Consider the following 20,413-nt stretch of genomic DNA (forward strand, 5'->3'; position numbering starts at 1 on the left):
TCAGGAGGAGCCGTTCCGCTATCTAACAACATAGCCGTTATCATGGCCCTGCCCCTCACCTGAACGAACGGCAGCTTACCGCGCCAGGTTACCTGCAAGCGGTCATTCCGCTTTCCACCAGAATTACCCTGGGAGCAGTCGGGTAACCCGCGATCAATTACCTCTTGACGTAAACCTACCGGGAAAACACATTAGTGGCACGGTGTGTGCTTTCACATTGTCGAATCGACGCATTTGGGAACTAGCGCTGGCTGATCTCCGCCTTCGCGTCGAAACGTAAAGGCGGGGATCGGTCAGCGGCGACTGCGAGAAATCGATGACGTATACTAAAGATCCCGTTGGTGCGGCAGAGTGCGCCTCCCACCGGTCCGAGATGCCCTCGTCGTCATGCGACGAGTTCGTCTCACGCACTCGCGATGAGACTAACAATCTGCCGACAGAACCGTCTGTGGCAGGCCCTCAGTCGTGGCTGTCTGATTCGTTAAACCTTTCAGATAAGTTGGTGGCCGCGATTGCCACCAATTTCAAAGATGACCACGAGGGGTTCGGCAATGTAGTTGCGCAACTCCTTGAGGAGCGAGCAGGTCTAAGGCGTGGTCTCACCTGGGACAACGCACGTCGCCGCCTCCAGAATGCTAATCTACGCACGACCTACCCCGACGAGCGCGCGACCACGTTGAACAAGCAAATTCTTGAATACCGCAAGCTTCTCGTCGCCGACATGCCACAAGTAATCGAGACCGCTCTCAAGCTCAATATGGCCACGGCCGAGCTAGCTCGCACCGAAGAACTTAAGAGACAAATTAAGGAGGATCGCGAATATTTCGAAAAAAACAACGTCTATCCCGAAACAGTTCAAGCCATAAATAGGCTCTACTCCGAACATCGAATCTCTCGCCATCATTGGGCAACGGCGACGGATGATCAACTGCAGGCAATCGCCGAAATCTTGCGCGCCCGTCGAGACACGGGAGAGGCGGCGTGAGTTTGGATCAATTGCTTACGCCTGAGCACCTTTCCCTTCTGACGCGATTGCTGGAATTGCGCGACAGTAACGGCAGATTAGTAATCAGCGCTGAAGACATGTCGCTACGCATCGCAAAGGGACTGGTCACCGATGAAGGAAGATTGAGCGCTGGCACCAAAGCTAAATTGGAAGGTGATCCATCATTCGGACGAGCTCAGCTCATATCCGCGCTTGCCTCCGCCCTCGTTGGGTCAGAGCCGGTAGCCGAAGCCTGGATTGAAGCTGCAGCGGGCGGCTTTGCGGCGTTCAAACCCGTGACGTATGCTGGGGCCGGGAAGACAAAAGGTAGCCCTGGAGTCTTCCTGCAGCGGATGCTCGCGGACTCTCGCAACACAGCGAATACTTCTACCGCGTCGTCGACACCCAGTCTCGCCAAGCGGAGCGAGTTGAGCATTCTGATTGTCACTCTTCTAATCAGAGAGCTAAAGAAGGCGACCGCTTCCAAGCTCGCCCTAGGCCCTGCATGGCCGGTGATGATGGCGGTGGATCGCCTGCCCAAATCCGATCAGCGCAGGATCGATGCACTGGCCAACGACGAATCTTTCCTGGCGGCGATCGGGCAAGCAGTAGCCGGTGTCGTGAAGGATTTTGCCTCTAGGTCCGTCGCAGAGCGAACGAACGACGAGATCAACACCACTCTTCCTACCGCTACTAATATCGAAGCGTTTTTTGCGGACCGTGAGCAGGCCAAGCTAGACATTGTCAAAGAAAGCATCGCCTCATTCGAGAGAGCGGGCGGCCCGCTGGCAAATTCTTCGGACATTATGATCAATAATTTACTAAGTAAAATGGCCGATCGGATCGAGTATAGTCATATTGATGACGATATAACGGAGGCGACAGCTTATCTGAATTTCGATTGGAAATCGGCTGATCCGCAAACCCTTGAAAGGCAACTCAAACTAGCGGCGTTTCTCATGCCATCCTTGGCTCGGAATGTGCCGTCAAAGCATAGATTGTCCCGCGTCCTCCCATGGGCAAGGTCGATGATCCGCTGGCCACAAATTGTAGGTGTGGAACGCGCTGATCACGTCGCATCTGCACTGTTTAAAAGTATCACCAATTTCGTCCTTCATAGCGGACCACCGCCACCTGATACGCCACTAGAACACTATAGTTTTTTTGAAATCGCCGCTTGTTTTTACAGCTTACAGCCGCCCGAACAGTGGCGAGCGCGAGAGCTATGGGGTCCGCTGGGTGCCACAGTGTTCGGACAGGACCCCAATGCAGACCTATGGATACGAGCTATGGCCACCGAGGGCATCTCGGCCTTTGATATCGATTGACCTATTACTCGTGGTTACCAGGTGAATAGCCCCTAGTTTTCTAGACGCCTTGAGCCGTCAAAGCCTGCTGCCGTTCGAACTCGACGGGCGACAGCACCCCGTTCCTGACATGCTTGCGGATCGGGTTGTAAAATATCTCGATGTAATCGAACACGTCCCGCCGGGCTTCTTCGCGCGTTTTATAGGTGCGTCACCGGATGCGCTCACGCTTAAAAAGATTGAAGAAGCTCTTAGGGACGGCGTTAGCGTGGCAGTTTCCCCGCCAACTCATGGAGTGTTCCAGATTGTGGGCCCGGATGAAGGCAGACCAGTCTATACTGGTGAACTGCGAACCCTGATCCGAATGGATCAGCACGCGGTGCTTCGGCTTACGCCGCCAGACCGCCATGTGCAGGGCCTGCAAAACTACATTCGGTTGTCTGACTACTTTGCAACGACCATCCCACCACGCGACGGGAGTAGAGGTCGAGCACGACCGCCAGATAGGCGAAGCCTTCCATCGTGCGGATATAAGTGATGTCCGTCACCCAGGCTCTGTTAGCCCTGCGGCACGTCGAACTGGCGATCCAAAGTGTTGGCAGCAACGGCCGAAGGCCTTCCTCCTGACCTGCCTGGACGCCGCTTGTAGCCGATCTGCGCCTTAATGCCTGCCAGGTTGGTCAGGCGGGCAACGCGATGGGGACAACAGGCCTCGCCCTGATCGAGCAGATCGTCGTGCAACTTACGATACCCATAAACCTTGCCGCTGTCGCTCCAGGCCTGCCGGATCAATGCAATCTGCCGAGCATCTTCTTGCGCTCAGCGGCTCAGCGGCGCTTTGCGCCAGGCATAGAAACCGCTGGGCTGGATCGCCAGGCAGCGGCACATTGCGCGGACGCCAAACTGGTTCTGATGCTCCGCGACAAAGGCGAATCTTACTTGGCATGCCTGGCGAAAATACGCGGTGGCTCCTTTTAAGATGTCTCGGTCCTCGGTCACCCGAGTCAACTCGCGCTTCAGCTGGCGGATCTTGGCGTCCTTATTGGCATCGCCCGACGCCACCTTCGCAAACTGCTTCTTCCACGCATACAGCGAGTGCGGGCTGACGCCGGGGCGCTGCGAAACCTCCGCTACCGGGTAACCCCGCTCCGTGATCTGCACCACCGCGTCACCCTTGAACTCATCGCTGAAATTGGGCCTCCCCATCGTCGCCTCCTGCCCTCAAAATCAGGATTGAAGGCTTCCAGAAATCTAGGGGCAATTCAATTCCGAGCCTAACAAGGAAGCGTATTGACCCTAACACGCTCCCATTTTTCTCCTAACAAATGAAATCCGAAGACGCTTCTTCGAACCTAACAGAAAGTTGGGCGCAATACCGTAAAAGTGGGGGGAAGCCCGACTTTTACATGCTTTTCGGCTGCGCCGACGGCTGGCCTCTGGACCAGCGCCCGCGGATGGCGGGTAACGGCGTTTTCGGACGCCGCTCTGACGTGCCTTCGCCTGACGGCTTCGGGGTCCTCCACGCGCCGAAATGCGTGCTCCGGAAGGCGAGTGATATTTTAATGAGGCCTGACCCAAGCTCCGAAGAATAATGAAACAGCGCCCAAACGCGCTTGTCCCAGCTGTTCGGTCAGTCTCCTTGCAAGTCTCGAAATACCTATCAATGCCTAACGTACCAGAGCGGTTTGTGACCCCGTGACGCGTTCTGAGCAGTTTCTGCTAACCATAATCACCATGCCGACCGCTATCAGACAGTTTGTGAATCATGACACGCCGGAGAACGCCGTGATGGGCCATAGCCAGAGGGTGATCCGCTCATTCATATACCGATATTCCGGCAAAAAATTGAAACGCTCGCGCGGACAACTACCCCCCATGAGGCGCTGGTTCGCCGTCTCTTGAAGACGGTAGACGCCCTGCTTGCGGTGATTAGTGTTTGCCTCGTCAGCAGCGCCGCCCCCTCTACCCTGACTGCCCTCATAATCTACCCTCATGGCGATTGGAGACTATGGCTCGCGTCCCAGAAGTTTGGCGCTTCGATTCGATTGGACGCTACGATACTGATTTCGTGAGACGGCCCCACCATCTGAAAACTTGTTCATCGATGCCGAGCGCATTCATCACTCGACCGCGGATCTAGCGGTCAAGATCATCCGCAGACGGCGTGCCGATAAGCCGATGCTAAAGATCGGCCGGGACTAGCGTGCAACAACACCGATCGGAGACCCAGCACAGTCACGCCTCGCCGCGGCTCGCGCTGGCGGATTGCTTGAGCCAGCTGACGGGTACCAGCAAAATGGCAAACTGCGCTCAGCAAATTCATCACACCGGCCACGCGTATCAGTGTTCCAATTTGCAAGCCGTCACCCTACATCACGCTTATCGATCGACCGCGCTGGGACAGGAAACTGGCACAGAACGGCTAATCTCCACGAAGAGAAAGCACGGATTTCCGCAGGTTTCTCTAGTCGGAGAACCCTCCCGTAGGGGTCACCATCTCGTCGCTAAGTGGCGGAGATTGGCGGAACATCAATAAAATCAACGCTTCGTTAGGCGCCCAGTGCTACAGAAGGGTGCTACAAATGGGGCGTCGCATGTCGCATTCCGTCAAGCGCGGCAAATCGCGTTTCGAACAATTTCGAATGATCGTTCCGGAGGATGTCCGGGAGGTCATCGGCAAAACGGCGTGGACGGAGTCGCTCCGCACCACTGACCCGTTCGTGGCGCGTGAAAAGCGCGCCGAGCTGATTATCCGGTGCACGGCAGAGATCAGACAGGCGCGGGAGGGGATCGTCGACCGGGCAAAGGCCGACGCTATCGTGCTTCTCGACCGCGCGTTCAGTTTGCTGGCTCAGGCCCGAGGGACGATGGACCGCGCAGTTCAGCTACCGCTACAGTTGCTGGGGAGCTTCGTTCTCGACTCATGGGTCGGGACGGGGAGGGACATGGGCGCACAATGGTGGGGTGACTTCCTTGTCCGCGAGCCCGTGACCTCCGATGAGGCCATCCCTTCTTTCGACAACGAGCGCGAGCGCGCGATGTACCGCCTGCGAGCCAATCTGGTTGAGGGTCGCGGCATCGCTGATGGCTTGGTTTACCAGGAACTTGCCGCCATCCTTTTAGATCGGCGAGTGTTCCACCCTATCTGGTGCGTGGTGAGCTACATGCGCTCGCTTGAGCCTCGGCTGCCCCTCGCACCGGACGCGACCTACGAAGTCGTAGCCGAAGCCTTCCTCCGTCGACTGGCAGAATACCGATTTGAAAGCTGGCCCGAAAATGTTGCCGATGCGCTGGCACCGCTTGGCCGGGGGGCGGCTCCGGTCCTTACTTCGAGACCACAACCTGCCCCCGTCGAAATGCGCTATCAGGGCCTTCTGGCGATGCGCTTGTCAGAGGGGCTACAATACTGGATCGACCAGCGTCGGCCCGGCGAGTCGGCAGTCAACGAAGCTCGCCGTGGTGTAGCCCGTTACATCGCACTGTTTGGCGATGTAATCATCGGCACCATTAACCGAGCGCAAGTGAACCGCCCCGGGTTTGTCGGAGGCTCCAACTCCTGAGAAGGTGGAGCCATGAAGAGCAAGACGTCGAACAAGTTTGCGCCCGAGGTCCGCGAGCGAGCGGTGCGGATGGTTTTCGATCACGAGCGGGATCATCCGTCCAGATGGGCGACTGTGGTATCGATTGCCGAGAAGATCGGCTGCGTTCCGCAGACGCTGCATGAATGGGTCAAGAAGGCCGAGGTCGACAGCGGCAAGCGTGCCGGTGTCCCGGCCGAGGTCGCTGACAGGGTAAAGGCGTTGGAACGCGAGGTCCGCGAGCTGCGGCAGGCCAACGCGATTCTGCGTAAGGCGTCGGCATATTTCGCGCAGGCTGAGCTCGACCGCCCGTTCCGGCGATGATCGCTTTCATTGACGATCACCGCGATGCCTATGGGGTCGAGCCGATCTGCCGCGTTCTGCCGATCGCCCCATCCACCTATCACGAGCACGTCGCGCAGCGACAGGATCCTGCGCGCCTGTCGGCGCGGGCGCGGCAGGATGCGGCCCTCAAACGCGAGATAGCCCGTGTGTTCGCCGAGAACTTCGCGGTCTACGGCGTGCGCAAGGTCTGGCGGCAGATGATGCGGGAGGGCTTCGTGATTGCCCGTTGTACCGTGGAACGGCTGATGCGCGAGATGGGCTTGGCAGGGGTAATCCGCGGCAAGCCGGTGCGCACGACCATCAGCGATAAAGCGGCGCCGTGCCCGCGCGATCACGTCAACCGGCAGTTCTACGCCCCAGCGCCGAACATGCTGTGGGTGTCGGACTTTACTTACGTCGCGACTTGGGCGGGGTTCGTATACGTCGCCTTTGTCATCGACACCTATGCCCGCCGGATCGTCGGATGGCGTGCCAGCAGGACAGCACATGCCAGCTTCGTCCTGGATGCGCTCGAGCAGGCGCTTCATGACCGCAGGCCGGTCCACCGTGGCGGCCTGATTCATCACAGCGACCGCGGGTCACAATACGTGTCTATCAAGTACACCGAGCGACTTGCCGAGGCCGGGATCGAGCCGTCGGTCGGCAGCGTCGGCGACAGCTATGACAACGCTTTGGCCGAGACGATCAACGGCCTGTACAAAGCCGAGGTGATCCACCGGTGTGGTCCATGGCGCAGCTTCGAAGCTGTCAAATATGCCACGCTGGAATGGGTCGACTGGTTCAATCATCGTCGGCTACTCGAGCCCATCGGCAACATCCCGCCTGCCGAAGCCGAACACCAATATTATGCTGCCGCAGACAACATCGATATGGCGGCGTGACTCACAACCCAAGGTCTCCGGCAGACCCGGGGCGGTTCAACCAGAACGTGGGTATTGCTATCGACAACGCCCGAGGCACGTTGCACGGTATGCCTTTCTAAAGCGCGCATTCAGCGTAGCGGTAGCGACTAAGGAGCGAGCCATGGTTACGGCAATCTCGCTACTCAAACTAGCGATACCGGCTGTCAAAAAGGCAGGAACGTTAGCATTTCAGAAGATAAGTCGCCTTCAATCGATTAGTGATGCGATCGATGGTGTTGCAGAAGATCCGCTCGCAAAAAAGGTCATTGACGACTTTGAGATTGTCAAAGGCAGCTGGAAGGGTGAATTCACTGTAACGGCAGATAAGTTCCTTCGTGCATTCGAATCAAGCGGGCTTGATTCGACGATGCTAAACAGTGCGCTGCTACAGTCTCGAAGTCCTAGCGTTGAAGAAGCTTTCGTCCCGCTATTTGTAAGTGGAACCGCTCAATCATCTGAGAACGGCTAACTTTTATACGACCAAGTGCTAAAATCGTTCAAGGTTAGCGTAGCTCTGTTAACTAAAGATCCGGTTATGGCTCGTATAATACGAACCAGTCACAACTCCATTCTTAGTAGTGTTAAAAAGTTATAATCCGCGATCGAAACGGTTCGATTGGGCATTCAGAGGCGCCCATCATCCGAGGAACTTGCGGAGATAATACCTAGGATTATACGATCCGTCGCGGGCGATACTAAACATATCAGGGTGGAAACGAGCCAAAGCCCGAAAGAGAAAGAAATATCAAAGATCTATATCCTCCCCCGACTACGCTTACGCAACCCAGATGAAATGCGCGCCAACATTGGCGCTGGCCAAGCAAGGTATCTCCACGCTGCGGTTCGACTTCGCTGGCATCGGGACGAGCGATGGCCGGTTCGCGGATACCAGCTTTGCCGCCGATGTGCGCGATCTGGTCGCGGCCGGCGGGGCGATGGCGCAAGCCGACATGCCGCCGACGCTGCTGGTCGGGCATAGCCTCGGCGGCGCGGCGGCGCTTGCCGCGGCGGGTGATATGGCGACGGTGCGCGCCGTCGCGACGATCGGTGCCCCGGCCGATGTCGCGCATGTCCTGCACCAGTTCGGCAGCCAATGCCTCCTCGATATCGAGGAGACCGGCGCGGCCGAGGTCATGCTGGCCAACCGCCCCTTCACCGTGGGCAGGACATTCGTCGAGGATGCCCGGTCACACGACCTGTCGGCGAAGATCGCGGGGCTGCGCCGACCGTTGCTGGTCCTGCACGCGCGCAACGCAGGCACCCTCTATCTGTCTCCACGTTTCTGGGGCCAAGCAGGCTCCCTGCGAGGTCGTCGGACCTCGACGATCTATTCCGGGGGCGCTGGCGGAATGCAGGAGCATTCCGGGGGCGCAGGCGGAATGCAGGAGCAGCAAATCGCAAGACTTGACCGCCTGACGGTAGGAGGTGCGCAGTTTCGCGGCGTACCTGTCGAACTGGAAAACGCAAATGCTGTCCACGGTGATCTCAGCCAAGCGCTGGATGGCAATCTCGGGATAGGCGTGTTGAGCCGATTCCATCTGATCGTGGATTTTCCTCATGCGCGCGTCCTGTTCGCGCCGCCAGTCGATCAGGCCCGTCCTTTTCCGGTCGATCACGTCGGCCTTACTGTGCGCCCCGATAAAGCTGGACTGACGGTGGTGCACGTTGCCCGGGGATCGCCGGCAGCGCTGATCGGCCTTTCCGTTGGCGACGTCATAACGACAGTCGATGGCACCCCTAAAAACGCGCTCACCAACAGTTCCTGGCGATACGGAATAATTGGTAACACTGTACGTTTCAGAATGCTCGACAGCCGCCAGGTAAACTTGAAGTATGGCGAATACTTCTAGCGAACATAGTCCGGCCTGACGTCGTATTTTCTCGATACAGTTATTTGCATACTGGTTTGCAAATGCGTAATGAATCAAAGATTCATGGTGAACTTAATCATGGAATACAGGATCTGCCAGATCGTACACGCGGCCGCCGTCTTTTCACTTGCGGATCACGCTGCACGAGGGCCGGTCGTTCCAGAAACCTTGGCGCTTGAAGAGGGCCTAAATTCGGACGCGTGTCATCGGTTCCTGCATGCATGTACGGCGATTAATCTGTTGAGCCATCAGGCGGGCACGTTCGGGGGAACGACGTTGTTGGCAACGCTGAGCAGCGACGCGCCCAGCTTGCGCGGACTGGCACTTTCATTGCCGGGACCGGGTTTCTGGTCGCCTTGGGGGCTTCACGACCGCGTTGCGAACCGGCAAAAACCAGGCGTCCGCAACCCTGGGTTCGAGCGTATTCGAATATTACGTCGATCATCCCGAGGAGGCGGTCGGCTTCGCCTCGACGCTTCGCCAAGAAACGGATGCCTTCGTTTACGCCGACAGGTTCGGCTCAGAGCTTTCTGGCGGCGGTGATCGGGCCACCCAGGCCTTGCTGTACGAGCACCGCGGACGACAGGCCCGGCTCGCGCGCCGGTGGCAACTGGAACGTCTCGTGCGCGCCCTTCCATGACCCCAGCGCGACCAGTTCGCGGACGATGTGGCGATGTGGCAGCGTTCGACCACCATTCTCTCCCGCCTGGATCGCGACTTCGCGTGAGCGGGGATCGTATCGTACCAGCCAGACGGTGGATGGCTTGCCGTCGGACTGGGCGGCGACATCCAGCGTAGTTCCGGCTGCCGCCAAGGTGGGACCGCCGCGCGCGGGACCCGCTGCGGCGATCGTCGCGTCGAGTTGGTTCGGGTTGCTGCCGACGATCGCCTGTCCGCCGTTCACGACGACCTGCGGTGTATAGACCTGCGTTCGAGCAGCGTGATGCGCATAGTCCCACTGGCGCGCCGTGAACTTGGGGGAGTCGAACGTGTCCTTCCAGCCAAGCCGGTCCCAATAGGTTACCGCGAACGACAGCACGAGCAGGTCTGCGCGATCCGCAATCGCATTGACGTTCGCATTTGCCGGCGGGCAGGACGAGCAGCCTTGGCTCTGGAACAGTTCGACGACGACCGGGTGCACGGGCGAAGCGCCTGCGACCATGTGCGAGGGTCGCGGAGCCGCCACGGCGGCTTGCGTGATCGGGGACTGGCCGCATCCTGCGATCAAAGCGGCACTCGCCATCAGCAGTGCCAGCGGTGCCTTTGCAAACGGGTCGAACATGATCATCGCTCCTTGCCGCCGACTGACGGCCTCGAAAGGACGTCCGCTTCAGGCGCAGCCGTGGTTACAGTAATCCTTCTGCGGATCGCCGCCAGCGGCGCGCTGTCGTCGAACATGACGGCGCCTTCGGCTCCAATCCGCACGCCCAGCCGGGCGAACAGGGCAGGCAGATCGGTCTGCGTGGGGCGCGCTGCGAAAACCGCATACAGGCTCGCGAGCGCGGTGGTCCCGGTCGCGCTGTCGCCGGTCGCCATCAACCGCTCCGGCGTCCATTCGACGCTGTTCCCGCCGCTGGCCCGGTTGATCGCGCGCATCGCGTCGCACAGCGTATGGCGGCCGTCGCTCTGTTCGAGGATCGCAATTTCCGCGCGGAGCCAGAACGTCGCGCCGCCCCAATAGAGGCGATCATGCTCGGTGGTTCCGTCCATGCCGTCGTCGTCCGGGCGAGGCTCTCCTGTCGGCATCCCGACGACCGCCTGCCGCCAGACTTCCGCGACCGGCAATTGCCCCGCCGCCGCACGGGCAACGGGCTCTAGCCAGGTCGCATTCCCTTCCTGCAACCACAACGCGCGCCGCGGCAGATTCGGCACGGCCGCGTGAAACATCTCGTGGACCAGCACCCAATCGTCCGCGAACGCGGCATCGCCGGCGCCCGTACCGACGCCGATCCGGGTGACCGACCCGGCATAGCCGAAGGTCGTGGCATGGCCGACATGCCGGCCCGGCTCGGCAAGGACGAGCAGGCCATAGTTCGCGACGGGCCATCTCCCGAAATAGGTCGCCACGGCCCGTGCGCAGCGTTTGATCCACGTGAGTACGCGGGATCGATCGAGCCCCGGCGCACCATCGGCGAACACGACCGTGATCTTGCCACCGTCGATCGCTATCGTGGTTGCGGGCTGTTGCCGGAACGCAGCGTACAGCGCATCCGGGCTCCGATAATCGGCGGTTGCCGACGACGCCGCGATCGCGCTTGCGCCGATCAGGCCGCCGGCCCCGGCAAGCAGCAGTCCACGACGATCAACATTGATCATGGCCTATTGCAACGCCGTTGCGGCGAACTTGCGTATCTGGCCGGGGTCGGTGACGCCGAGCAACCGTCCGACCTCCCTGCCGCCGCGATAGGCGATCAGCGTGCTCTGCTTCGAGACGGCCAAAACCTTCTTCTCGGCATCCTGATGATCGTAGTCGAGCTTGAGGACCTGTAGCTTTTTGAACGCGGGATCCGTCGTGAGCGCCGCTATCGTCGGCGCCTGCGCGCGACAGACGGGGCACCACGGCGCGTAGACATCGACCAGCACCACTTGCCCCCTCGCCTGCACCGCCTTGAGCGTCGACAGCGAAAAGGGACGCTCGGGCTGGGCGACGGCAGGCATCGTCGCCATCACGCCCGACATGGCGAACGCGACATATGCGAGGGTCCGGTAACGCATCGATACTCTCCTGAACTGTTGGACGGCGGTGGCCCGGGTACTGCGCCAAATGCTCGCCTGGCTGCTCTCGCAAACGCCGGCGGAGGCATTCGAAGGACGCTTGCCATGCCGGATCTTCGGTCATCGACCCCGTTCGGTTACAGGGATGTGGTTATCACGCAGCCGTCAGGGCGATCACGGGAGGGGTGGCCGCCCCCACGTCCGAAACCGACGGTATCCGGACAGTCCGCACGGCGATGCGCGCCGCCGCGCCGGTGATGAGCCGCGCGCCGCGATCGAAGGTCAGATAATGCCAGAGCCAGTTGGCGCCGACTACCAGCCGGTTGCGGAAACCGACGAGGAAATAGATGTGCGCGGTCGACCATAGCACCCAGGCGGCGATCCCGCTGAAGCGCGCCCAACCGAAATCGGCAACCGCACGCTTGCGCCCGATGGTCGCCAGATTACCGTAGTTGCGATAACGAAATGCCGGTGGCGCGGGGAGCCCCGAGGCCTGGGCAGCGATCAGTCGCGCGACATAGCGGCCCTGTTGCTTGGCAGCGGGCGCCACGCCGGGCACCGTCGTCCCGCGCACGTCGATGACCGCGGCGGTGTCGCCGATCACGAACACGCCTGCCATTCCCGGCACGCCGAGGTCGGGCCCGACGGGAACGCGCCCGCTGCGATCGGCAGCGATCCCCAGCCATGTCGCGGCCGGTGATGCCTGCACGCCCGCCGCCCAGATGACGGTCGCCGCGCGCAACCTGACGTCGCCCATCATAACGCCTTCGCCATCGATCCCGGTCACCCGCGCCGCGAGCATGACTTCGACATCGAGCGACCGCAACGCAGCGACCGCCGACAGGCCGAGCTCGGCGGGAAACGCCGCCAGCAGGCGCGGTCCGCCTTCGATCAGGACGATCCGGATGCAGCGCCGGGTGATGTAGCGAAAGTCCATGTCGGCAGCGTGCCGCGTCAGTTCGGCGACGGCGCCGGCCATCTCGACCCCGGTCGGGCCACCGCCGATGACGACGAAGGTGAGGTATTCATCACGGCTTTCGACGTTCTCCTGCCGTGCGGTTTCCGCGGTTTCCAGGGCGGAAAGGATTCGGCCGCGCACTTGCAATGCGTCGTCGATCGTCTTGATGCCCGGCGCATGGGCTTCCCACTGGTCGTTGCCGAAATAGCTGTGGCGCGCGCCCGTCGCCAGCACGAGCGCGTCATAGTTCAGCGTGGCGCCGCTCGCGAGGCTGATGCTGTGGCGTTCGTGATCGACATCCGTCACTTCGTCCATCAGCACGCACAGGGTGTTGTAGTCTTTCAACACGGTGCGGATCGGCGCGGCGATGTCCGCTGGCGACAGGCCGGCGGTCGCGACCTGGTAGAGCAACGGCTGGAACAGATGATGGTTCTGGCGATCGACCAGCGTCACGGACGCGCCGCGTGCGGCAAGGTCCCGCGCGGCGGTAAGGCCGCCAAAACCTGCACCGACCACGACGACGTGTGGGTCGCCTCCATCGGTATCGCGGCGTAATTTCGACATGATGATTCCGAGCCAGTCAGGGCATGCAGCGCGTAGGTTCAGGCGGTGACCATCAATTGCGTGCGCGCCATGTCGCGCAGCACGTTCGCCTCCAGCTCGACCGACCCGAGCCGCGCGGCGACGAGATCGCCAAGCGACACCAGGCCGAGCATCGCGCCATCCGTGTCGAGCACCGTCAGATGCCGCGCGCGTTCGCGGGTCATCTTGGCCATCGCATCCTGAATCAGCATGTCGGGCGTGCAATGGGGCGCGGGGCGACGCATGATCCCGGTCGCACAATGGCCGAGCGCCGAGTGGCCGAGTTCATCGACCGCCGCGACGATCTCGCTTTGCGATACCATGCCCATCGGGCGACGGGTCTCCGCATTGACGACGACGATCGCGCCGATCTGTCTGCGGTTCATCAGACGCGCGACATCGCGCACCGGCTGGCCGTGATCGATCATGTCGACCGTATTGCCCTTGCGGGCGATGACATCGGAAATACGCATCGACTATTATCCTCTTGGTTCAAAAAGATATTCGTCGGTGGGGACCGGCGCGTTACAAAATTTTTGCAAATTACGCGGCGCTTGCACGCCGCGCGAAAACCCGGTCGACGATACGACGCGGCTCGATCTCAAACAGCGCGTCGAGCGACCATCGGCCACCGCCCCGTGCGATCAGCGGCAACAGGATCGCGGCCCAGCTGAGATGCGTCGGCCAGGCGTCGGGATAGACGAAGATCTCGATCACCGCGGTCATCCCCAACAATCCCAGCGCACCGAAACGGGTGAACAGCCCGAGCGCGAGCAGGATCGGAAAGAAGTGCTCGCCATAGGTCGACAGATGCGCCGACAGATGCGGCGGCAACAGCGGCAAGCGGTATTCCGTCTCGAACAGCGAATAGGTCGAGTCCGTAATGTGCAGGATCCCGTCGACCTTGGTACGCCCCGACAGGAAGAAGATCGCCGCGGCCCCGAACCGCGCGACCAGGAGAAGCAGGTCGGAGGGGATGCGTTCGAGCAGAGCGGCGGCTTGGGTATAGAGCTTCATGGGCTGGGTCCTCGAAAAGATCAGGCGAAGGTGCCGGCGGAAATCATGGTCGCGAAGACGGCGGGCAGATCGTCGCCGCACGCGATCGCGGCCTCGCCGAGCGAGCATCCCGCGCGACAGGCATCGAGGAACGACGCCGCGCCCGATGGCAGGACGGTGACGATCAGCGCAGCATCCGGGCGCGTCACCAGCACGACTTCGCTGGCCCAGTCGATCGCCTCCAGCGCGGCATCCGCATCGCCCTCCGCATGGGCGAGCCAGATGCTGCCCGCGGGCGAAGCGAAACTCGCATATCCCACGGCTGGATGCAGAGTCAGCGGTAGGTCCAGGTCGAGGCCGGCAGCGAACGCGCCGCCATCGAGTGCGACCGCGTCGGCAGCGAACAGGGCCTCGATCGTGAGCCGTTCGACCGCCGCGGCGTCGGACAGATAGGACGCCTCGACGAAGGGCGCATAACCGGACAGGAAAGCGGCAAACCCCGCTCCGTACAAGCACAGACGCGGATCGGTCGGCGGGGCGGCATCGACGAAGCGTGCGACGGCAGCAGCGAATGCCTCCTCGCCGACGAGCGCGCGAACCACGGGAAAATTGTCGGCCAGCGCATCCTGTGCGGCCTTGGCCGAGGTATTGCGGTGTACCGCCAGCGCGCGCGCCAGCGCCGGATCGGCGACGGTCGTCGGCGCGCCGAACAGCATCGCCCCGAACGCGTGCTGGAAGAAGCCCGCGTCAGACATTAGCCATCTCGCGCCCGGCCAGCATGTGATGCGCCCGATTCCGTTCGGCGATCAGCGTCGCGAAATCGGGGATATCGTCGTCGCGCTCGATCAAGGTCGGGCATGCACCGATCCGCGCGATCAGTCGGTCGTACAGCGCCCAGACCGGGTCGGCGACCGCACAACCGTGCGAGTCGATCAACAAAGCGCTGTCCGGATCGGCATCCAGGCTGTGTCCCGCAAGGTGGATTTCGCCGACGAGATCGCCGGGATAGGCATCGATCGCGGCCTCCGGGCTGAACCCCAGGTTACTCGCGCTGACGAAAACGTTGTTGACGTCGAGCAACAGCCCGCAGCCGGTGCGACGCGACAGTTCTGTCAGGAAATCGATCTCGCTCATCTCGTGACCGGGCAGGTCGATATAGAGCGACGGGTTTTCGACCATGATCGCACGACCCAGCGCCGCCTGGACGATATCCACATTGTCGGCGGCGTGGGACAGCGCGTCCAACGTACGCGGAAACGGCAAGAAATCGCTGTGGTGCGCGCCATTCCAGCGTTGCCAGGCGAGATGATCCGACACCGCGATCGGGCGGATCAGGTCGATCAGCCGACGCAGTCGCATCAGATGCTCGGGTGACGGGCGCTCGACCGACGCGAGCGACAGCCCAACGCCGTGGAGCGAAATGGGGTGACGGTCCGCGAGCGCGACCAATGCCGCAAGCCGCGGACCGCCATCCACCATGTAGTTTTCGGCATGGACCTCGAACCATAGCCCGTCGGTATCGGTGGCAAGAGCCTGCTCGAGATGCATCGTCTTGAAACCGATGCCGGCGGTGATGGTCATGGTCGAAGTCCTTGCAAGCGGGGAAAGATCAGCTTTCGGTCAGCGAACCGGGGCCCTTCGGCGTCTTGATCTTGGTGCAGGTGCCGGCCGGAACCAGCTTCCAGGCGTTCTTCTGGTAGCTGACCTTCGACGTCCCCGCGCAGCTGGTGCCGGCGCCGGCCTTGCAGTCGTTCTTGCCGGCGAGGCTCACGCCGAAGCATTTTTCCATCGGCTTCGCGGCCTGGGCAGTGGCAACGCCAGCGCTGAGCGTGGTGATGAGGGCGGCGGCCAGGGCGGCCGAGATACGGGTGTTCATGAGTCTGTCTCCGGTAAGGATTTGCCTCGCCAGCGATGTGACCGTTCCGTCAGGGGGCATCCCGTCAGGGGGGCATCGCACGATGACCTGAGAGGCGATCAGGCCGGTCATGACGGTGTTTTCGCCTCAGGGATCGCGAAGGTTACAGGCGCCGTCGTCAAATCCGGGCAATCGCTTCACCGGAGAACAAAGGTCCGAACTCGGGGGATCGGATCGACCGCCCGATCGATCGCGGTCGGCCTTCTTTAACACCATCGTTGAACACTACGGTCGGCGAGCCCCATCCGCGCGTCATCTTCGTTCCGCAACTGGGCGAGGCTTTTTCGGGTTTTGACGGTCGCCTGCGGACCGGGTGTAACCTTGTCCGTCCGTCCGGCGGAACTACGCATGTCCGGCAAGCCTGAGACGTCCAGCAGCACCCCTCTGTAATGGACCGTCTGGCCTTCTCGCCCAAGCGCTCCGCTTGTCGGACACCCTCATGATGCAACCCGACGGACAGCAGCGATGCCACCTCGTGTCCGGTGCAGGTCGGCCAATCGATGGCCCGGCAGATGTAAGTGTAACCAATCGTTCCGGTGCGTCGGAAGGACGAGTGCCGCTTCGGCACTACCCTAATTCTTCTGGAGACTTCCCATGACCACTTCGACCGGTTTCAGCTTCGCTACCGCCGCCGCCATGATCGCCGTTTCGGGCGTTGCGATCGTCGCCCCCGTTTCGCAGGCCGCTGCTGCACACAAGGGCGGTGGCGTCGTGCATTGCTACGGCGTCAACAGCTGCAAGGGTACGTCGGACTGCAAGTCGGGCGCGCATGAGTGCAAGGGCCAGAATGATTGCAAGGGCCAGGGCTTCAAGGCGTTGAGCACGAAGGCCTGCAAGGCGCAGGGCGGCTCGCTGACCGAAACCAAGTAATGCATCGACTCCCCGGGCACGCAATGTGTCCGGGGAGACCGCTCCCGCCCGCCCCGCCCCTCCAAACGGGATCCGCCGCTGCGATGACCCAGCTTTACCCCCATATTCCGACCCGCCGCGCGTTCGGCCTCGGCATGCGCCAGCCGCACTATCCGGCGTTTCTGGATGGCAGTGTCGACGTCGATTTCGTCGAGGTCATCTCCGAGAATTTCATGGTCGATGGCGGTCGCCCGCTCGACGTGCTGACCCGCGTCCGTGCGCAGTATCCCGTTGCCCTGCACGGCGTCTCGATGTCGATCGGCTCGGCCGACGGGCTCGATGCCGACTATCTCAAGCGCCTTCGTGCGCTCGCCGACCGGATCGAGCCGATGTGGATCTCCGATCATCTCAGCTGGATCGGGATCGAGGGCTTCAACAGCCACGACCTGCTGCCCATTCCTTATACCGACGAAGCGCTCGATCTGGTCTGCGCCAATATCGGCACGGCGCAGGACGCGCTGGGTCGCGCGATCCTGCTCGAAAATCCGTCGAGCTATGTCGAGTTCGCCGATGCCGACTACGGCGAATGGGATTTCATCGCCGAGATGTCGCGCCGCACCGGCTGCTACCTGCTGCTCGACGTCAACAACGTGTTCGTCAGCGCGGCCAATCACGGCTTCGATCCCATCCGCTATCTCGACGCGATCCCCGCCGACCGCGTGCGGCAAGTTCATCTCGCCGGGCATAGCGAGGGGCGCGACGGCCTGTTGATCGACACGCACGACCACCCCGTGCCCGGCGGCGTGTGGAATCTGTACCGCGCCGCGATCGAACGGCTGGGAGATGTCGCGACCATGATCGAGCGCGACGATGACATCCCGGCGCTCGAGGTGTTGCTGGATGAGCTGGACATGGCGCGCAGGATCGCCAGTCCAGAATTGCGCGAAGCGGCATGAGCCTGATCGCACTCCAACGCGAATTTCGCGCGCACATCCTGCACGGCACCGATGCGATCGAGCAACGCATGCCAGATCGTGCGCTCCGCGGCCTGCGCGTGTATCGCCATGCCTATCATGCGACATTGGTGGATTGCCTGCGCGACACCTATGAGAAGACCGCGGCTTGGCTCGGCGACGACGCCTTCGATGCTGCCGCCGACACCTATATCGATACATATCCACCGAGCAGCTGGACGCTCGCAGACTATGGTCGCCAATTCCCCGCCGCCTTGGCGCTCGCGTATCCCGACGATCCGGAGGTTGGCGAACTGGCATGGCTCGATCTCGCGCTGCGCCAGGCGTTTGCGGCGGGCGACCTGCCCGGGGTCGACCCGGCGGCCCTCGCGGACGTGGATTGGGACCGCGCGACGATCCGCTTCGCTGCCCATGTCGCCGTACGCGCGACGCGGACCAACGTCGTCGCGCTCTGGAACGCGCTTGTGGGGGATGCGACGCCGCCGGACTGCGACACCGACATTCCCGGTGGCCTGCTGGTGTGGCGTGACGGCCTGTCACCGTATTTTCGCAGTACGACGCGGGTCGAGGCGGAAACGCTGATCGCGCTGACGTCGGGTATCAGCTTCGCCAACGCTTGCGCACTGGTCGGCAACATGCACGATCTTGGTCCGGACGATGTTGGCGAGATGCTTTGCGAGTGGCTGTCGAGTGGCCTGATCATCGCGATCGCCTGATGACGGCGGCGCTGGCCAGCATGTTCGACCGCCGCGACATCGGGGTGACGCGAATTGCCCTCTCGTCGGGTGCGATCTTGTTCGGCGCGGGTGATGTGGCGACGCATCTCTACCTCGTTCGCGAAGGACTGTTGGGTGTGTTCGACACGGTCCGCAGCGACGATCCGCGGCTCGTCGCCTTCGTCCGCCGCGGCGATACGCTGGGGGAGATGGCGTTGCTCGCCGGTACATCCCGTACGCGAGGGGTCGTCGCGTTGCGGGACTGCGTGGTCGACGCGATCGGAGCCGATGCCGTGTTCGCCGCGGCGCAGGTCGACCCCGAGGTGATGCGCGAACTGGCGACACTGATCGCCCGGCGGGCCAGCGGCACGGCCGTGCCGACGACCCTGCCGCGATCGGTGTTGATCGTCGAGATGGCGGAGGATTGCGACCCGCATCGGTTGGCGCACGCGCTGGCAAAGCGGTGCGTCGATCTCGGCTATCGCGCGGTCGCGCTCGACGGCGCTGCGCTGGACCTGGACGTGAGCGGCATCGCGGCGGCCGAGACCGGCTTCGACATCGTCTTCGTGTCAGCGCTAGCGCATGAAGCGGACTGGGCGGCGGCCTGTCGCTGCCATGTCGATCGCGTGCTGCTGCTCGGTCGAGCGCAGTCTCAGCCCCCACCCGATTGCGCCTTGTGTTCTACCGAACCTCTCCAGGCCAACGGGCTGGTCGAACTCGTGCTGGAGCGTACGGCGGGAACGTCGATCCGGCCAAGCGGCGCGTGGATCGCCGCGACCGTGCCGGCCCAGGTTCATCACATCACGGCGGGCGGCGAAGGCATCGATCGTCTGGCCCGCACGCTGACTGGCACAGCGGTCGGACTGGCCCTGTCCGGTGGCGGTGCACGTGCCTTCGCGCACGTCGGTGCTGTCCGCGCCTTGCGCGAGGCGGGCGTGCCGATCGATGCGGTCGCCGGCACGTCGATGGGCGCGATCATAGCAGCAGGCGTCGCGAGCGGGTGGGACGACGACGAACTCGACACACGGATGCGCGATGCGTTCGTGACGACGAACCCGCTCGACGACATCGCCCTTCCGATCATCGCGATGACGCGGGGGCACAAGGTCGAGACGCGGCTGCACCGGCACTTCGGCGCGGCGGTCGTCGAGGATCTGGCAATCCCGTTCCTGTGCGGCGCTGCCAACCTGACCACCGGGCGCTGCGATACCTTCACGCGCGGACCGATAGTCGATGCGCTGAGGGCATCGATCTCGCTGCCCGGCATCCTTCCACCGGTGGTGCGCGACGGCTGCGTGCTGGTCGACGGCGGATTGCTGCGGAACCTGCCGACCGAGATGCTGCGCGAGAGCCACGCCGGCACGGTGATCGGCTGCGACGTCTCGCGCGCGATCGGCCTGTCGCCCGCAGAAGTCATGCCGCCGCGATCGTGGATCGGCTGGTTTGCCTCCGGTAGGTGGCGGCGCGGACCGCCCCTGGTGTCGATCCTTATGCGGTCGGCGACGATCTCGACGCATAGCGAGATTGCGACGGCGCGGGCGGCGGCGGACCTGTACGTGATGCCCGAACTCGACATGATCGAGATTCGCGACTGGAAATCCTATCCCCGCGCCGTCGACGCAGGGTATCGCGCGATGGCCGCCGCCCTGGCGACGACGCCCGCGCCGATAACGCATCTGCGCGCGGTCCGCGAATCGCGACGTCCCAGGCGCGACTGATC

The 20,413-nt window shown here is 62.2% G+C and carries 19 protein-coding genes, 1 pseudogene and 1 other annotated feature; of the genes and pseudogenes, 10 read left to right on the top strand and 10 right to left on the bottom strand.

Translation table 11 applies throughout. The features are described 5' to 3' along the window. Positions 1–502: 502 nt before the first annotated feature. On the top strand, positions 503–985 hold the full coding sequence (locus O6Y00_RS04670) for a hypothetical protein (RefSeq protein WP_353441440.1): 483 nt from the start codon (positions 503–505) through the stop codon (positions 983–985). Then, a complete protein-coding gene (locus O6Y00_RS04675; protein ID WP_353441441.1) occupies positions 982–2,313 on the top strand; it encodes a hypothetical protein in 1,332 nt (443 codons plus the stop codon). The genes O6Y00_RS04670 and O6Y00_RS04675 overlap by 4 nt, the downstream gene beginning before the upstream one ends. Positions 2,314–2,353: 40 nt before the next feature. Here the strand turns inward: O6Y00_RS04675 and O6Y00_RS04680 are convergent. Next, positions 2,354–3,498: pseudogene (locus tag O6Y00_RS04680) on the bottom strand (IS3 family transposase). A gap of 1,388 nt (positions 3,499–4,886) precedes the next feature. On the opposite strand from O6Y00_RS04680, the gene O6Y00_RS04685 reads away from it, so the two are divergent. From O6Y00_RS04685 to O6Y00_RS04700, 4 genes are all read left to right on the top strand, one after another. After that, complete coding sequence (locus O6Y00_RS04685) at positions 4,887–5,852, top strand: DUF6538 domain-containing protein (RefSeq protein ID WP_353441442.1); 966 nt, start codon at positions 4,887–4,889, stop codon at positions 5,850–5,852. Between the two features lie 12 nt (positions 5,853–5,864). Next, a protein-coding gene (locus O6Y00_RS04690) for an IS3 family transposase (protein ID WP_435368588.1) occupies positions 5,865–7,096 on the top strand; the annotation gives its coding sequence in 2 pieces (ribosomal slippage) (positions 5,865–6,168 and positions 6,168–7,096; 1,233 coding nt in all). Continuing rightward, positions 6,149–6,265 (top strand) — a sequence feature (AL1L pseudoknot). Its footprint overlaps the gene before it by 117 nt. A 142-nt stretch (positions 7,097–7,238) precedes the next feature. Next, entirely contained in the window at positions 7,239–7,586 is a 348-nt protein-coding gene (locus O6Y00_RS04695; RefSeq protein ID WP_353441443.1) for a hypothetical protein, read from the top strand. A gap of 337 nt (positions 7,587–7,923) precedes the next feature. Continuing rightward, the gene (locus tag O6Y00_RS04700) at positions 7,924–8,967 is read left to right on the top strand and encodes an alpha/beta hydrolase family protein (protein ID WP_353441444.1); all 1,044 of its coding nucleotides are present in this window, start codon (positions 7,924–7,926) and stop codon (positions 8,965–8,967) included. Positions 8,968–9,508: 541 nt separating this feature from the next. On the opposite strand, the gene O6Y00_RS04705 is transcribed toward O6Y00_RS04700, so the two are convergent. From O6Y00_RS04705 to O6Y00_RS04745, 9 genes are all read right to left on the bottom strand, one after another. Next, positions 9,509–10,270, bottom strand: a complete 762-nt coding sequence (locus O6Y00_RS04705) for a DUF1223 domain-containing protein (RefSeq protein ID WP_353441445.1) — start codon at positions 10,268–10,270, stop codon at positions 9,509–9,511. Positions 10,271–10,272: 2 nt separating this feature from the next. Continuing rightward, positions 10,273–11,304: a hypothetical protein gene (locus O6Y00_RS04710; RefSeq protein WP_353441446.1), complete on the bottom strand. Its 1,032-nt coding sequence runs from the start codon at positions 11,302–11,304 to the stop codon at positions 10,273–10,275. A gap of 3 nt (positions 11,305–11,307) precedes the next feature. Continuing rightward, positions 11,308–11,703 carry a thioredoxin family protein gene (locus tag O6Y00_RS04715; RefSeq protein WP_353441447.1) on the bottom strand — a complete coding sequence of 132 codons (396 nt, stop codon included), beginning with the start codon at positions 11,701–11,703 and terminating at the stop codon, positions 11,308–11,310. 154 nt (positions 11,704–11,857) lie between these two features. After that, positions 11,858–13,225: an NAD(P)/FAD-dependent oxidoreductase gene (locus O6Y00_RS04720; protein ID WP_353441448.1), complete on the bottom strand. Its 1,368-nt coding sequence runs from the start codon at positions 13,223–13,225 to the stop codon at positions 11,858–11,860. Positions 13,226–13,263: 38 nt separating this feature from the next. Next, positions 13,264–13,716 carry a CBS domain-containing protein gene (locus O6Y00_RS04725; RefSeq protein WP_353441449.1) on the bottom strand — a complete coding sequence of 151 codons (453 nt, stop codon included), beginning with the start codon at positions 13,714–13,716 and terminating at the stop codon, positions 13,264–13,266. Positions 13,717–13,786: 70 nt separating this feature from the next. Then, on the bottom strand, positions 13,787–14,260 hold the full coding sequence (locus O6Y00_RS04730; RefSeq protein WP_353441450.1) for a DoxX family protein: 474 nt from the start codon (positions 14,258–14,260) through the stop codon (positions 13,787–13,789). Between the two features lie 20 nt (positions 14,261–14,280). After that, entirely contained in the window at positions 14,281–14,994 is a 714-nt protein-coding gene (locus O6Y00_RS04735; RefSeq protein WP_353441451.1) for an HvfC/BufC family peptide modification chaperone, read from the bottom strand. Then, positions 14,987–15,820 carry an MNIO family bufferin maturase gene (bufB, locus tag O6Y00_RS04740; RefSeq protein WP_353441452.1) on the bottom strand — a complete coding sequence of 278 codons (834 nt, stop codon included), beginning with the start codon at positions 15,818–15,820 and terminating at the stop codon, positions 14,987–14,989. The genes O6Y00_RS04735 and bufB (O6Y00_RS04740) overlap by 8 nt, the downstream gene beginning before the upstream one ends. A gap of 28 nt (positions 15,821–15,848) precedes the next feature. Further along, on the bottom strand, positions 15,849–16,115 hold the full coding sequence (locus O6Y00_RS04745) for a BufA1 family periplasmic bufferin-type metallophore (protein WP_353441453.1): 267 nt from the start codon (positions 16,113–16,115) through the stop codon (positions 15,849–15,851). Between the two features lie 633 nt (positions 16,116–16,748). Between O6Y00_RS04745 and bufA2 the strand changes: the two genes are divergently transcribed. The 4 genes from bufA2 to O6Y00_RS04765 all read left to right on the top strand — a co-directional run bounded on the left by bufA2 (position 16,749) and on the right by O6Y00_RS04765 (position 20,411). Next, the gene (gene bufA2 / locus O6Y00_RS04750; RefSeq protein ID WP_353441454.1) at positions 16,749–17,024 is read left to right on the top strand and encodes a BufA2 family periplasmic bufferin-type metallophore; all 276 of its coding nucleotides are present in this window, start codon (positions 16,749–16,751) and stop codon (positions 17,022–17,024) included. An 83-nt stretch (positions 17,025–17,107) separates the two neighbouring features. Continuing rightward, positions 17,108–17,959, top strand: coding sequence for an MNIO family bufferin maturase (gene bufB / locus O6Y00_RS04755; protein WP_353441455.1), 852 nt, complete (start codon positions 17,108–17,110; stop codon positions 17,957–17,959). Next, the gene (locus O6Y00_RS04760; RefSeq protein ID WP_353441456.1) at positions 17,956–18,693 is read left to right on the top strand and encodes a DNA-binding domain-containing protein; all 738 of its coding nucleotides are present in this window, start codon (positions 17,956–17,958) and stop codon (positions 18,691–18,693) included. The genes bufB (O6Y00_RS04755) and O6Y00_RS04760 overlap by 4 nt, the downstream gene beginning before the upstream one ends. Further along, a complete protein-coding gene (locus O6Y00_RS04765) occupies positions 18,693–20,411 on the top strand; it encodes a patatin-like phospholipase family protein (protein WP_353441457.1) in 1,719 nt (572 codons plus the stop codon). Before O6Y00_RS04760 ends, O6Y00_RS04765 begins: the two co-directional genes overlap by 1 nt. Positions 20,412–20,413 lie beyond the last annotated feature (2 nt).

The sequence above is a fragment of the Sphingomonas faeni genome (genome assembly GCF_040407565.1).
In the GTDB taxonomy this organism is placed as follows: Bacteria; Pseudomonadota; Alphaproteobacteria; order Sphingomonadales; family Sphingomonadaceae; genus Sphingomonas; species Sphingomonas faeni_F.